The organism is Microcystis sp. M31BS1 (assembly GCF_020245285.1).
In the GTDB taxonomy this organism is placed as follows: domain Bacteria; phylum Cyanobacteriota; class Cyanobacteriia; order Cyanobacteriales; family Microcystaceae; genus Microcystis; species Microcystis panniformis.
This window is the reverse complement of record NZ_JADBVE010000196.1, coordinates 1-13,605: the sequence shown is the minus strand read 5'-3', so window position 1 is coordinate 13,605 and position 13,605 is coordinate 1. Positions and strand designations below refer to the sequence as shown.

The 13,605-nt window shown below is 43.2% G+C and carries 11 protein-coding genes; 8 read left to right on the top strand and 3 right to left on the bottom strand.

Annotation, left to right across the window (positions count from 1 at the left end; all coding sequences use genetic code 11):
- The first annotated feature begins 242 nt into the window (after positions 1-242).
- The 5 genes from IM509_RS11600 (at position 243) to IM509_RS11580 (ending at position 7,833) form a co-directional block, all read left to right on the top strand.
- Positions 243-1,154, top strand: a complete 912-nt coding sequence (locus IM509_RS11600) for an RluA family pseudouridine synthase (protein WP_185237798.1) — start codon at positions 243-245, stop codon at positions 1,152-1,154.
- 325 nt (positions 1,155-1,479) lie between these two features.
- Positions 1,480-3,642: a molecular chaperone DnaK gene (gene dnaK, locus IM509_RS11595; protein WP_072926430.1), complete on the top strand. Its 2,163-nt coding sequence runs from the start codon at positions 1,480-1,482 to the stop codon at positions 3,640-3,642.
- Positions 3,643-3,829: 187 nt separating this feature from the next.
- Entirely contained in the window at positions 3,830-4,705 is an 876-nt protein-coding gene (locus tag IM509_RS11590; RefSeq protein WP_052277458.1) for a J domain-containing protein, read from the top strand.
- A gap of 214 nt (positions 4,706-4,919) precedes the next feature.
- Positions 4,920-6,068 (top strand): quinone-dependent dihydroorotate dehydrogenase, encoded by a 1,149-nt coding sequence (locus tag IM509_RS11585; RefSeq protein WP_052277457.1) that lies wholly within the window; start codon positions 4,920-4,922, stop codon positions 6,066-6,068.
- Between the two features lie 175 nt (positions 6,069-6,243).
- Complete coding sequence (locus IM509_RS11580; protein WP_072926427.1) at positions 6,244-7,833, top strand: DUF3352 domain-containing protein; 1,590 nt, start codon at positions 6,244-6,246, stop codon at positions 7,831-7,833.
- Here the strand turns inward: IM509_RS11580 and IM509_RS11575 are convergent.
- Positions 7,807-9,054, bottom strand: coding sequence for a bifunctional folylpolyglutamate synthase/dihydrofolate synthase (locus tag IM509_RS11575; RefSeq protein WP_052277455.1), 1,248 nt, complete (start codon positions 9,052-9,054; stop codon positions 7,807-7,809). The two genes, IM509_RS11580 and IM509_RS11575, sit on opposite strands and share 27 nt — an antisense overlap.
- Before the next feature lie 83 nt (positions 9,055-9,137).
- Complete coding sequence (locus IM509_RS11570) at positions 9,138-9,863, bottom strand: 2-phosphosulfolactate phosphatase family protein (protein WP_002748299.1); 726 nt, start codon at positions 9,861-9,863, stop codon at positions 9,138-9,140.
- 378 nt (positions 9,864-10,241) lie between these two features.
- Between IM509_RS11570 and IM509_RS11565 the strand changes: the two genes are divergently transcribed.
- Together IM509_RS11565 and IM509_RS11560 are read left to right on the top strand one after the other, a co-directional pair.
- Positions 10,242-10,658, top strand: a complete 417-nt coding sequence (locus IM509_RS11565) for a XisH family protein (protein WP_002751648.1) — start codon at positions 10,242-10,244, stop codon at positions 10,656-10,658.
- Positions 10,646-10,981: a XisI protein gene (locus IM509_RS11560; protein ID WP_002798710.1), complete on the top strand. Its 336-nt coding sequence runs from the start codon at positions 10,646-10,648 to the stop codon at positions 10,979-10,981. Before IM509_RS11565 ends, IM509_RS11560 begins: the two co-directional genes overlap by 13 nt.
- 742 nt (positions 10,982-11,723) lie before the next feature.
- Here the strand turns inward: IM509_RS11560 and IM509_RS11555 are convergent.
- Positions 11,724-13,022, bottom strand: coding sequence for a pentapeptide repeat-containing protein (locus tag IM509_RS11555; protein WP_052277454.1), 1,299 nt, complete (start codon positions 13,020-13,022; stop codon positions 11,724-11,726).
- A gap of 163 nt (positions 13,023-13,185) precedes the next feature.
- Between IM509_RS11555 and IM509_RS11550 the strand changes: the two genes are divergently transcribed.
- Positions 13,186-13,359, top strand: a complete 174-nt coding sequence (locus tag IM509_RS11550; RefSeq protein ID WP_185237500.1) for a hypothetical protein — start codon at positions 13,186-13,188, stop codon at positions 13,357-13,359.
- Positions 13,360-13,605: the final 246 nt, after the last annotated feature.

The window sequence follows — 13,605 nt, the reverse complement described above, 5'->3', positions numbered from 1 at the left end:
TAAGTAGGGTTTGCGGCAAAAAGTTTGTTGGTGGGGTTAGGAGTCAGTTATCAGTTATCAGTTATCAGTTATCAGTTATCAGTTATCAGTTATCAGTTATCAGTTATCAGTTATCAGTTCACTGATTACTGTTTACTGTTTACTGGACGGCTACGCCGTGCCTTTGGCAACACTGAAAAAAGCTTCTCCCCACACCCCACACCCCACACCCAACACCCCACACCCTACACCCCACTTCCCCAATGGCCAATCAAGGTTGGATTTATCGAGATAAAATTAGCAAAAATCAGGCAGGATTAAGCTTATTAGCCTACTATGCGGGCAAATATCCCCATTCTAGTCCAGAAGAATGGCTCGATCGCATTTTATCAGCAGCAATTCTCGTCAACGGTCGTCCCGCTAGTCCCGATACAGTCTTAGAAATCGGGCAGCAATTGAGCTATCAGCGCCCGCCCTGGACAGAACCGGATGTGCCGCTCTTTTTTGAGGTACTCTACGAGGATGCCGAGGTGTTAGTGGTGGCGAAACCTTCGGGATTACCCGTGTTAGCGGGGGGTGGATTTCTCGAACATACTCTTATCCATTTGGTACATCAGCATTATGCGGAGGTCACTCCCTATCCGATTCATCGTCTTGGTCGCGGCACTTCCGGCATAGTCTTAATGGCGAAATCAAAGCCCGCTAGAGCTAAATTGAGTCAACAGATGCGAGAGGGGAAAATTACTAAAATATATCGAGCTTTAGTGGTTCAGGGCGACATACCAGATAATTTTACTATTAATCAAGCGATCGGGAAAATCGCCCATCCCATTTTAGGCTACGTTTACGGTGCGCTCACAGATGGGTTATCGGCCCGCAGTGATGGTCGAGTCTTAAAAAAACATCCCGATAGTACCCTATTAGAAGTAAGAATTTTTACGGGCAGACCCCATCAAATTCGCATTCATCTGGCCTTTTTTGGCTATCCTTTAATCGGTGATCCATTGTATGGTCTGGGGGGATTACCGCGACCGGATGCAGTCCCGGGAGATTGTGGTTATTATCTCCATGCCAATCAAATCCTTTTCAATCACCCCAGTACAGGGGAAAGAATCTCTATTTGTTGTCCAGCGCCGCCGGAATTAGTTATCAGTTATCAGTTATCAGTTCACTGAGAAAACTCCCCACACCCGACACCCGACACCTCACACCCGACACCCGACACCCGACACCCGACACCCGACACCCGACACCCGACACCCGACACCCTGCCCCCAGGAAAAACTTTTTCAGCAGACCCTATTTACAACCCCCCCAAGCTTGATCGCCAGAGTCACTAAAAGACCACTTCGGTAATCCCACCCTCAATTGCCCCGAAGCGAGAGCGAGAAACTAAGACAATTCGATACAATATTGTCAACAAGCATTAAGCGATTTAAACTATCGATCGAAGGTAAAAGTCCCGAAGTTATCGAAATCTAGGGGGAGACAAAAACAAGCATGGGTAGAGTAGTAGGCATTGATCTAGGGACAACTAACTCCGTCGTCGCCGTGATGGAAGGCGGAAAGCCAGTGGTCATCGCCAACTCGGAGGGCATGAGAACCACCCCTTCTGTGGTCGGTTTTAATAAAGATGGGGAGTTAGTAGTCGGTCAAATGGCCCGGCGACAAGGGGTACTCAATCCCCAAAACACCTACTATGGAGTCAAACGCTACATAGGTCGTCGCTACTCGGAATTAAACCCCGAATCGAAGCGCGTCCCCTACACCATCCGCCGGGATGAGATGGGCAATATCAAAATTAAATGTCCCCGTCTGCAAAAAGAATTTGCCCCCGAAGAAATTTCCGCCCTAGTTTTACGCCGATTAGCCGAAGAAGCCAGCCGTTATCTAGGGGAAGAAGTGACCGGGGCCGTAATCACTGTCCCCGCCTATTTTAATGACTCCCAACGTCAAGCCACCCGGGATGCCGGCCGAATTGCGGGGTTAGAAGTGCTGCGGATTCTCAACGAACCCACCGCCGCTGCCCTAGCCTACGGTCTCGATGAACAGGAAAGCAAGAAAATCCTCGTTTTTGACCTGGGAGGCGGTACTTTTGATGTTTCTATCCTAGAAGTGGGGGACGGCGTTTTCGAGGTGAAAGCCACCAGTGGCGACACCCAATTAGGGGGTAATGATTTCGATAAAAGAATCGTCGATTGGTTAGCCAATCAATTTTTGGAACAGGAAGGCGTGGAGCTGCGCCAAGACCGGCAAGCCCTACAAAGACTCACAGAAGCGGCAGAAAAAGCCAAAATTGAACTGTCTGGGGTCAGCGTCACCGATATTAATCTACCCTTTATTATCGCCACGGAAGACGGACCAAAACACATCGAAACTCGCCTGAGTCGGGCCCAATTTGAGGAATTATGCGGCGATTTAATCAGTCGTCTCCGTCGTCCTCTCAAACGCGCCCTTTCTGATGCCGGTTTGTCCCCCGTCCAACTAGACGAAGTGGTACTGGTGGGCGGCGGCACGCGGATGCCGGTGGTGAAGGATTTAGTGCGGAGTTTTATCGATAGGGAACCCAATCAAAATGTTAACCCTGATGAGGTTGTAGCGGTCGGGGCGGCTATTCAAGCAGGAATTTTGGGCGGCGAGGTCAAAGACGTGCTGCTCCTCGATGTGACCCCTTTATCGTTGGGTTTAGAAACCATCGGCGGTGTGATGAAAAAGTTAATCCCCCGCAATACCACTATTCCCGTCCGCAGATCTGACCTTTTTTCCACTTCCGAAAATAATCAAACTGTGGTGGAAATCCACGTTTTGCAGGGGGAAAGGGAAATGGCCAGCGATAATAAATCCCTGGGACGTTTTAAATTAACCGGTATCCCCCCCGCACCCCGGGGTATTCCCCAAGTGCAGGTGTCCCTCGATATCGATGCTAACGGGATTCTACAAGTCACCGCTAGGGATAAAATGACCGGACGGGAGCAAAGTGTCACCATTCAAGGCGCTTCTACCCTCAGCGAAGGGGAAATTAACCGGATGATCGGCGATGCTGCCCGATTTGCCGAAGCAGATCGTACCCGTCGCGAAAAGGTCGATAAACGCAATCGCGCCCGCTCTCTGGTGGATCAAGCCCAACGACGCTTAAAAGATGTTACTCTCGATTTTGGTAATGAGTTTACCCGTTCCTATCGTCGTCAAATTGAGTCTTTGAGTACGGAAATTATCGACGCTTTGGAGAAAAATGATGACCGTCGCATCGATCGCGCCCAAGCAGACCTACAGGATGTTATCTATGAATTAAATCGCGAGGTACGGTTACAATACGACGAGGAAGACGAGGGCTTTTTTAGCGCTATTCGCAAGACTTTTACCGGGGATAAGGAAGATGAGCTTCCCTATGAACCGCGTCGCGATCGTTATCGTCAGGATTATCGTCCCACTACACCGGGTTATCAAAGTGATTATCGACCCAATTATTCGGCTAATCAAGATAGTTATCGCCCCCGCAATCAGGACAATTACTACAATGGCCGCGATAGCGATTGGCAAAGTCCCCCCCTTTCGGAGGAAAAAAGTTATAACAATAGTAAAAGTAACCGCAGCAGCGGCAATCGTTCCCGCAATATTCCCCCCCAAAATAACTGGGATGATGACGATGATGATTGGTTTTAATCAGTGATCAGTAAACAGTGATCAGTAAACAGTAAACAGTAATCAGTAAACAGTAATCAGTAAAAAGACAGTGGGAAACTACTATTTAATACTGCTCGCTTAATACATACTGCTCACTTAGAACTCAAATCTGATCACTGATAACCGATAACTGATAACTGATAACTGATAACTGATAACTGAATATATGCCACAATTAGTTAATTATTATGATGTTTTAGGAGTATCTCGCACGGCTACCAGTGACGAGATCAAAAAGGCTTTTCGACGACTGGCGCGCCAATATCATCCCGATGTTAATCCGGGGGATAAATCGGCCGAAGAAAAGTTTAAAGATATTAATGAAGCTTACGATGTTCTCTCCGATGAAGAAAAACGGGTTGAGTATAATCGTTCCTTGACGGGTATTAAGCGCCGCGGGATACGTCCGGGGGAAAAAGCGAATAGTAACGGTAATGGAAAAATCCCCCGTACAGAACAGGATTTATGGAAGTTTAGAGATTTTAATAACCTTAATACTAAGCGCGCTAAAATTGCCTCCTCTCCCCGTTTAACTCGTCGAGATGTGGAGGCAAAATTGACTTTACCTTTAGAGAAAGCCTATCAAGGTGGCAGACAAAGAATTCGTCTGGAAGATGGCCGATCGATCGAGGTTGATATGCCGGCAGCCATGATCGATGGGCAGAAAATTCGTCTCAAAGGTCAGGGTATTGAAGGGGGTGATTTATATTTAAAAATAACTATCGCTAGGCATCCTTTTTTTAGGATTCAAGGTTCTGATATTGTCTGTCAAGTACCGATTACTCCCAGCGAGGCAATTGTGGGCGGTTTTGTGGAAATTCCCACCATTGACGGGTTAGTTAAAATGATGATTCCCAAAGGAGTTAAAAGCGGTCAAAGATTACGTTTAGCTAATAAAGGTTATCCCACTTCCCAAGGAGAAAGGGGCGATCAATTAGTGGAAATTATCTTAGTTAATCCTCCCAATCCTAGCCCAGAAGAATTGGAACTTTATCAAAAAATACGAGCGATCGAAACTTTTAACCCTCGTCAAGGTTTATAAAGATTATGCTAGGTGGGTTACGGTCTATTTTTTATTGATCAGAAGTCAGTTATCAGTATTCAGTATTCAGTAGTTAGTATTCAGAAGACAGCTTTTTCTCCCTGCTCCCCCGCAATGGCTCGACTGAGCATCGCCGAACGTCGCACACGAAGTAGTCTCCCCACTGATAACTGATAACTGATAACTGAAAAATACCCTTAATTCCTGTCTTTTTATGATAAATATAATTGATACAATTAAACCTTTTTATCCTCTAGCTTTTAAGGCTATTCGGGGCAATTTAGAGGGAACACAAAAACAATTATTAAATACTCTGCAAAAAATCGATCGCTCGCGACAGGGATTTTGGGGACAATGGTTAATCTCACAATTATCAGAATCCCTTAGTTTTAGCGATTCTCGCCTATCTCAAAGCCTCTGGGGGTTAAATTTCCCCAATCCCGTCGGATTGGCGGCAGGATTCGATAAAGACGGTTTAGGGGCAGGACTTTGGCATAATTTCGGCTTTGGTTTTGCCGAGGTGGGTGCTGTCACCCTAGAAGGGCAACCGGGCAACCCAAAACCGAGATTATTTCGTTTACCGGAAGATTTGGCCGGATTAAACCGTATGGGGGCAAATAACCTCGGTGCGCCGGTTCTAGCGGCAACTCTCCAACAATCTTGGCAACGACAACCCCGACAGATTCCCATCGGTATTAACCTCTGTAAATCGAAAAATACGCCCCTAGAAAAGGCTCCAGAGGACTATTTAGGCAGTTTTCGCTATTTATTCCCCCATGCCGATTATTTTGTCGTTAATGTTAGTTCTCCCAATACTCCCGGTTTGCGTTCCCTGCAAAGTGGGGAACAACTCGATAAAATTCTCGACATTTTACAAACAGAAAATCAAGGCAGAAAACCCCTATTAGTGAAAATTTCTCCTGATTTAGAATGGGAAGATATAAGAACAATTATTGAGTTAGCTTTCTCCTATCAGTTAGCTGGAATTGTCGCTACTAATACCACCACTAAACGCACGGGATTAAAAACCACAATTCTGCCCGAAACTGGTAAACCAATCACTGAAGAAGCAGGGGGAATTAGTGGGCAACCTTTGCGGGAACGTTCCACGGAAGTGATCCGTTTTATCTATCAGCAAACCCAAGGCAATTTACCAATAATTGGAGTGGGAGGCATTTTTTCCCTCGATGATGCTTGGGAAAAAATTACCGCCGGTGCGAGTTTATTACAGATTTATACCGGTTGGTTATATCGAGGACCCTGGCTAGTATTAAATATTTTACAAGGATTAACAGAAAAATTAGAGGCTAATGGGTTGACTAATATTAATCAAGCGGTGGGTTGGCAAGCTAACCAAGAATGAGCCAATTTTCTCTGGTAATTAGCAATAATTTCGGAAAAATTAGCTAAAATATTACCCGTTCCCTTGGGGGATAAGATAAGATAATTAGGATAACTACAATAGGACTAATCTAGAGACTACAACCAGAGACAAATCGATCGCCAAGTATGGAACTTTTTAACCAAACCACAATTGTATGTCAAAAAAATCATTTTTACCCGGTTGTTTAGTCGTCTTAGGACTAACAGCAGTAACCGCAGGAGGTGTCTATCTTTATCTACGAGGACAACTACCTTGGCAAAGATTCACCCCCTTGCAATCGGCAAAAGTTATCCCAGAAACTGCCTTTGCTAGTAGTTTTGTCTCCACGGATGCAAAAGCTTGGTCAGTCTTAGCTAAATATGGTACACCAGAATCGCGAACTGCGGTTAGTCAAGGACTAGAAGAGTTACAAAAAAATATCTTCACCGATAAGATTGATTATCGAAGGGATGTTGAACCTTGGATCGGTAGTATTAGCTTTGCTTTCCTTCCCGCAGCTACCCCCGGACAATCGGAATTATTAACGGTTATCGGCATCAAAGATAAAATTAAAGCGTCAGAATTCCAGAAACAACTAGGACAAAAAGTTAATCGCAAAACTAGCACCAGTGACTACAAAGGTATTACAATTACTGCTATAGATTGGCAGGATAATACCACCATTTATACTGCCGTTACTGGCGATTTTTTGTTGATATCCTACGATAAAAAGGTGTTAGAAGCGGCGATCGATACCTATCAAGGACAGCCATCTTTTAGCAGTAAACCGGAAGTGAGAAAACTGCTTTCCCAATCCCTCAACCTACCCAATACCCTAGCAACAATTTATATCGATGATTATGCCAAAATCTTGGGAGCAGATGCTAATTTATCTCCCCAAAGTCGGCAAGAATTAGCAAAAATTCAGGATATTGTCGCAGGAGTGGGTGTCACCGATACGGGATTACAGTTACAAATGGTGGCTAAACTTGCTCCTGAAACTATTTCTAACCTACCTTCCCCTAGCAGAAATCAAGTTTTAAATTATTTACCCGGAGATACCATCGCACTCTGGAGCGGTAATAATCTTAAACAGGGATGGGAAGAAGCAGAAAAACAGTCCCAAACTAACCCAGAATTACAAGCTTTTCTACGTCAGATCCGTGAGAATTTTCAGATGGCAACCCTTGACGCGGATAAAGAAGTTTTTAACTGGATGGATCGAGAATTTGCCTTTGGAATTATCCCCAACCAGCAAGCGGTGGGAGGGTTAGGTTTTGGGGGAATGATGATCTGGCAAACCGGCGATCATAAAGCGGCAAAAACTACCCTCGATAAGTTAAATGAATTGGTGAAAACTGTTCCCTTTATCACCATAAAAAACAGTCAAATTTCTGGCCAAGATGTGACTGAATGGAAAGCGGAAGAACAAGCTATTTTAACCTATGCTTGGCCTAATAATGATACCCTAAAAATGACCGTCGGAATTCCCTATCAACCGCAACCGAATCAACCGATTAGCAAAAGTGAGAATTTCCAAGCATCGATCGCAAATTTGCCTAAAAATAATCTCGGTTATTTTTTCATCGATGTGGAGCAAATTATCGCTAAAGCAGGGGGAATTAATAATCTTCCTGCCGGGGAATTAACCCCGGAAGCAAAGGCCTTTTTAGAATCGGTACGCGGGATCGGAATTACTGCCACTATGCCTGATAAAACCACCAGTAAAATTGATGTTTTATTTTCCCTGAAGCAAACTCCCTAAAAAGTAACCGACTAGATAAAGCGATCCACAGAGAATTATCTGACTATCGGCAGATTCTTGGATGGCTTTTTTTAGTCCTAGAAATACATCGGAACAAGTCTCTAGGTGAGATAATTCTGGACAAATTGAGGTCGCTAATTCCGCTAAGGTTTCAGGATTGGCACTGCTATGATCGGGGACGGGAACTAAATATAAACTATCGCCTTTTCTTAACAAAGCTTGGAATATTTCTCGATGATCTTTAGTCGATAAAATTCCCATCACCCAGATAATTTTTGGAGCTTTTAAACTATCTACATACTGCCTTAAACCAATAGCAGCAGCAGGATTATGAGCGCCATCTATTAAAACTTCTCGCTGACACCAATTAACGGTTTGTAAACGTCCTAACCAGCGAGTTTTTGCCATTCCTTCCTGCACGACTTCATCGCTAATTTGCCAACCTTGCTGACGCAAAATATTAACAACAGCGATCGCTATAGCGGAATTAGTTAATTGAAAATCTCCCGCTAAGGATAAAGGATATTCTAACCCTTGATATTTGGCCCGATTATCGGCAATTTTTTCGGCAGCTTCTACCCATACCGTCGGACAATTTAACAGCTTGATTCTCTCCCTAACTACCCCCTGCGCTGATTCCGGTAATTGTCCGATAACTGCGGGACAATTCGCTTTTAATATCCCCGCTTTTTCGCCAGCAATATCGGCAACCGTCGGCCCTAAATTTTGCCAATGTTCCCGACTAATAGAAGTGATGACAGTAACTAAAGGTTGAGCGCAAACATTAGTCGCATCTAATCTTCCTCCTAAACCCACTTCCATCACGGCAATATCCACCTTTTCTCTGGCAAAATACAGCCAAGCAGCGGCAGTAATTACCTCAAATTGAGTAGGACTTTCCTGCTGGGGATCGATAAGCGATTCTATATCTTTAAGCAGGTTTTCTAAAGTCGCGGTTTCAATATTTTCGCCATTAATAGAGATTCTTTCCGTCCAATCAATTAAATGGGGAGAAATATAACGTCCGACTTTGTAACCGGCAGTGCTGAGAATAGAGGATAGATAGGCACAAACCGAACCTTTGCCATTAGTTCCCGTGACATGAATAATCGGAATTTGATCTTGGGGATTGCCTAAAATCTCCAGCAGATTTTTTATTCTTTCTAAACCGAGATTAACCCCAAAACGCTGAAAAGATTGCAGTAAAGAATCGATAGTCATGGTTGGCAAACTATAAATAAAGGAATCCGGGTAGGATTGATGCTCCTACCGGCACGGATAACCCTTTCTGTGGGTGGCAATGTCTAAAGTTTGACTAAAATGCTCGGTTCTTTTTGGATCGGTAAAACATCAAGAGAGTCAATATTAGCGCAGTATTTTAAATCTTCTTGACAGTGGAGACGCAAGAGGCGCTGACCGTGACTACAACTGTGGAACATTCCTAAAAGATCATTTTGCCATTGACGATAAAGAGCGATCGAGGCGATCACCTCATCATTACCGATCGCCATTTGCCCCGATTGTTCTTGTAGCGCATTGGCGATCGCTCCAGCACAGGCCGTATCTTCCAGAGAATAACCACCTTCCCAACCAGAGCCAACAATCCAGACGGTGTCGGGCTGCCTATCCAATAAGTAATTAACGGCAGCTTGCCGATTGATCATAGCCGCAGTGATCACGATTGGGGATTCTTCCACTCTTTGCAGAGCGCGAGTGCCGTTAGTGGTACTGATAAACAGACGACGACCTTTCATTAAATCAGGGGTACAATCGAGGGGAGAATTGCCCAGATCGCAGCCTTCTACTTTCGCGCCACCTCTTTCTCCTGCTCGGAGACGTTTTTCTGGTTGCCAGGTATCACTCACCTGCATCAGGGTTTTCAGATCGCTGAAGGTTTGCACTGCTTCTGCACCGGCATTGAGGGCAGTGGCGATCGTGGTTGTCGCTCTTAAAACATCGATAACGACGGCGCAATCGGGTAGAGTATGGACGGGGGTAAGTTCGGGAGTATGATAAATGAAAACCTGCACGAGTTATACCAAGTAAAAAGTAAAAGGGGAAATAAGCTCAACATACCGCCGCTCGGCTTCGCGCGGGCAGAAGAAAGACAAGGCCGATTTTATCACGATGGATGTCAGCTAGTTAAGCTGTTCGTCATTCAAATTGCTGGTGGAGATCAAGCAAGAGGCAATACCCCCCCGATGTCGGGGGGGCAGGGGGGGTGGGGGGTTGAGGGGCTAATCTCAGAATAAGCGGTTTAAATACGTCTTAGCTTATCAGTTGAAATGCCCACGCGGATCACAAAATTGGTCAATTGTCAATAGGGTTTGGGATGTTCTCACCCCAGATCTATCATCATAACGAAATGTTATAATTAATAATTATTATGCCTGCTAACTTCAAGATTCATGTCTGCTAAAGATCGTTTTCATGGTGCAGTGAGAAAAGGATTAGAAAAAGAGGGTTGGATCATTACGGATGACCCTTTAAGGATTGAAGTGGGTGATGTAGAAATGTATGTCGATTTAGGAGCAGAGCAACTGATAGCCGCAGAAAAAGACAATGAAAAGATAGCCGTTGAAATTAAAAGTTTTATCGGTAAATCCAGTATTTCAGAATTTCATACTGCCATTGGACAATTCTTTAATTATCGGGTTGCTTTAGAAGAAAAAGAACCTAAAAGACAGTTATATTTAGCTGTTCCCTTAGATATTTATTATAGTTTTTTTGAATTGCGATTTATTCAAACTGTCGTTAAACGATTTCAAATTTACCTGATTATTTATGATCCGATTGGGGAGGTAATTGTCGAATGGAAAAATTAGCACAATATCGTCACTATGTCAAGCAAGTCATTACTGAATATTCTCAGATCGGTTCATCTAAAGATCCGATTGAACAACAATTGATTTTTGATACTGTTGGCGATCACTATCAATTGATGTATGTTGGCTGGAAAAATAGACGAAGATATCATGGTTGTGTTTTGCATCTCGATATTAAAAAGGGTAAAATCTGGATACAACATGATGGCACTGAGGTGGGAATTGCCAATGAATTAGTTAATTTAGGTGTTCCTAAAGAAGATATTGTTTTAGCCTTTCATGAACCCCTAGTCAGAGAATATACAGGGTTTGCGGTGGGTTAATCTTAATCCGAGAAAGTTGACAACATTATTGTCATAAGTAGGTAGGCGTTAAAAATTATCAGACACCCCCCTTATCAAGGGGGAGCCCCCCGCCTATCGGCACCCCCCTTATCAAGGGGGGCAGGGGGGATCGAACCTAAAATCCATTTTAAATTTAATTATAACCAGCTACTTAAAATAGGCTCAACAGGAGAAAATTTTAGAAAGATTATCGAAAACAATTGACAAAAATCCCAGCAATGTCTGTCCGACGGCAATTGTTGAAACCACAGAAGTTAGCACTAACAATTAGTCAAAGCGCCAAATTCGCCTAACCTAATCATAGGTTAAGCGACAAACAAGATCAGCAAGAGATTTCGATTTTTTTACCTTTCTGTATTTTTTTGTTAACAAAACTTAACAATTATCGGCAAAATTTTGCTTGCTTTTGTCGGGAGATTTTGGGATAATATTTTTAAAAGATTTTATTCATAATGGGAATCTGTGCGTCTAAAAAAATTTTGCACAGATTCCCATTATAAAAAAAGCATAGCGCAAGTCGCCGGCAAAGTCAAGTCCTTTCCCATTAATTATGGGTTGGCTGAAAAAGTAAGTGCGATCGCCGGTTAAGATACAAGGTTTTTGAGCCACTATGAAGCTGCTTGGTCAAACAGGCCGCCAAACCCCTTATCTCGTCTATATTTCACATTTATTCAGCCAACCCTACCTAAATCTCTGCTGAAGGTGGAGATCAAAGGCTGTTTTAAACTAATGCTTTACTGCGATCGTTAGAATTATCCCCAAAAATTGCCCCTCGTCGAATCAAATCCTGTTTTTGTTCGGGGGTGATCCCCGTTGCATCGATAAAGATAGCGTTTTCAACTTTCGCCCCACTCAGGTCAGCCTTACTCAGTCTAGCCCCACTCAGGTTAGCCCCACTCAGGTTAGCCCCACTCAGGTTAGCCCCCCACAGAATAGCCCCTCTCAGGTTAGCCTTACTCAGGATAGCACCAATCAGGTTAGCCCCACTCATGAAAGCCCAACTCAGGTTAGCCTTACTCAGGTTAGCCCTTCTCAGGTTAGCCCCGCTCAGTTTAGCCTTACTCAGTTTAGCCCAACTCAGGTTAGCCTTACTCAGGTTAGCCTTATTCAGGTTAGCCCCGCTCAGTTTAGCCCCACTCAGGTCAGCATCAATCAGGTCAGCCCTTCTCAAGAAAGCCCAACTCAGGTCAGCCTCAATCAGGTCAGCCCAACTCAGGAAAGCCCAACTCAGGTTAGCCCTTCTCAGGTTAGCCCCACTCAGGTCAGCCCCACTTAGAATAGCCCCACTCAGAATAGCCCCACTCAAATCAACTTTATATAGAGTTTTCTTATCGATTGTTCCCTCTCGAATTGCCTTAATTAATTCGGCTTTTTCAATAACTTTTGCATCTGTAGTGAACTCTGCTTTTTTGACGATAATTTCGGGTATATCGTCTGATTTAAGTTCATTGAGAAGGGCTTGCAATTCCCCCGATTGATGTAAATCTGCTAGGTGCTTTAAGCCCTCTTCTGAACCTTCTAAAAATAGCCGAATACTGCCTTTAAGTTTCATAATAGGCTTGATCGTGTTGTCTCTGGCAGTTTCTTGAAGAAAGCTGATAATTTTATCAATTTTCTCTGGTGTCAGGTCGTCTATCCCTACCTCCATAACTAATTCAAGAACTTTATTTGATTGCTGAGGTTGCGGTTTATTGTTATGATCAAATATCTGAGAATTATCTCTATACCTTGTCAAAGCAGTAATCAGATTAGTCTTTCCAATCTTTTCACCTGTTTGATCTGACAATATTTTAAATAAACTAGAAGCCGCATTCTTGATTGACTGTTCTTCTGTCCTAATTTCAATTTCTTTTGCTAGATCACGATATGTTTTATTCTCAAAAATACCTTTTAATATTTTTGTCTCCACGTCCGTTAATCGCTTTTTTGTATGCTTTTTTTTCAGATAATTAACCAGCATTTCTAATTCAGTCCATGAAATGGTTTTAGTTTCAGTCATTTTTAGTTCATTCATCATCATTGTTTAAGGGTTGCAGGACTTAAGATTACTTTTCAGTACCTTGTCAGGTTACTTGAGAGTACCTAAAAAAAGTACCATTTTTAGGACTTTTGAGTAACGACAAATAATCAGATTTTTTTTACTCTAGAGATAGTTCACCTCCTAAGTAAAAGGATTGATGATTATGTATAAATATTGGTTAAAGTACAGAGAATATCTTGTTAGTCTTGCCAAAATTATCAGCACCATATTTGCGATCGCATCATTTCTAGGCTTCTCTTTTCCAGAGAAATTTCAACCCACCCCCTGCCAACCGACGGCAATTGTTGAAACCACGGAAGTTAGCACTAACAATTAGTCAAAGCGCCAAATTCGCCTAACCTAATCATAAGGTTAAGCGACAATCAAGATCAGCAAGAGACTTCGATTTTTTTACCTTGCTGATCTCTGTATTTCTTTGTTAACAAAACTTAACAATTATCGCCAAAATTTTGCTTGCTTTTCTCGGCAGATTTTGGGATAATATTTTTAAAAGATTTTTTTCATAATGGAAATCTGCGAGTCTAAAAAATTTTTGCAAAGATTCCCATTATAAGAAAAGCAT

What these genes read in the sequence shown, in the direction of transcription:
- IM509_RS11600 (WP_185237798.1), top strand. Translation starts at nt 243, where the DNA reads ATGGCCAATCAAGGTTGGATTTATCGAGATAAAATTAGCAAAAATCAG.
- dnaK (WP_072926430.1), top strand. Translation starts at nt 1,480, where the DNA reads ATGGGTAGAGTAGTAGGCATTGATCTAGGGACAACTAACTCCGTCGTC.
- IM509_RS11590 (WP_052277458.1), top strand. Translation starts at nt 3,830, where the DNA reads ATGCCACAATTAGTTAATTATTATGATGTTTTAGGAGTATCTCGCACG.
- IM509_RS11585 (WP_052277457.1), top strand. Translation starts at nt 4,920, where the DNA reads ATGATAAATATAATTGATACAATTAAACCTTTTTATCCTCTAGCTTTT.
- IM509_RS11580 (WP_072926427.1), top strand. Translation starts at nt 6,244, where the DNA reads ATGTCAAAAAAATCATTTTTACCCGGTTGTTTAGTCGTCTTAGGACTA.
- IM509_RS11575 (WP_052277455.1), bottom strand. Translation starts at nt 9,054, where the DNA reads ATGACTATCGATTCTTTACTGCAATCTTTTCAGCGTTTTGGGGTTAAT.
- IM509_RS11565 (WP_002751648.1), top strand. Translation starts at nt 10,242, where the DNA reads ATGTCTGCTAAAGATCGTTTTCATGGTGCAGTGAGAAAAGGATTAGAA.
- IM509_RS11560 (WP_002798710.1), top strand. Translation starts at nt 10,646, where the DNA reads ATGGAAAAATTAGCACAATATCGTCACTATGTCAAGCAAGTCATTACT.
- IM509_RS11555 (WP_052277454.1), bottom strand. Translation starts at nt 13,022, where the DNA reads ATGATGATGAATGAACTAAAAATGACTGAAACTAAAACCATTTCATGG.
- IM509_RS11550 (WP_185237500.1), top strand. Translation starts at nt 13,186, where the DNA reads ATGTATAAATATTGGTTAAAGTACAGAGAATATCTTGTTAGTCTTGCC.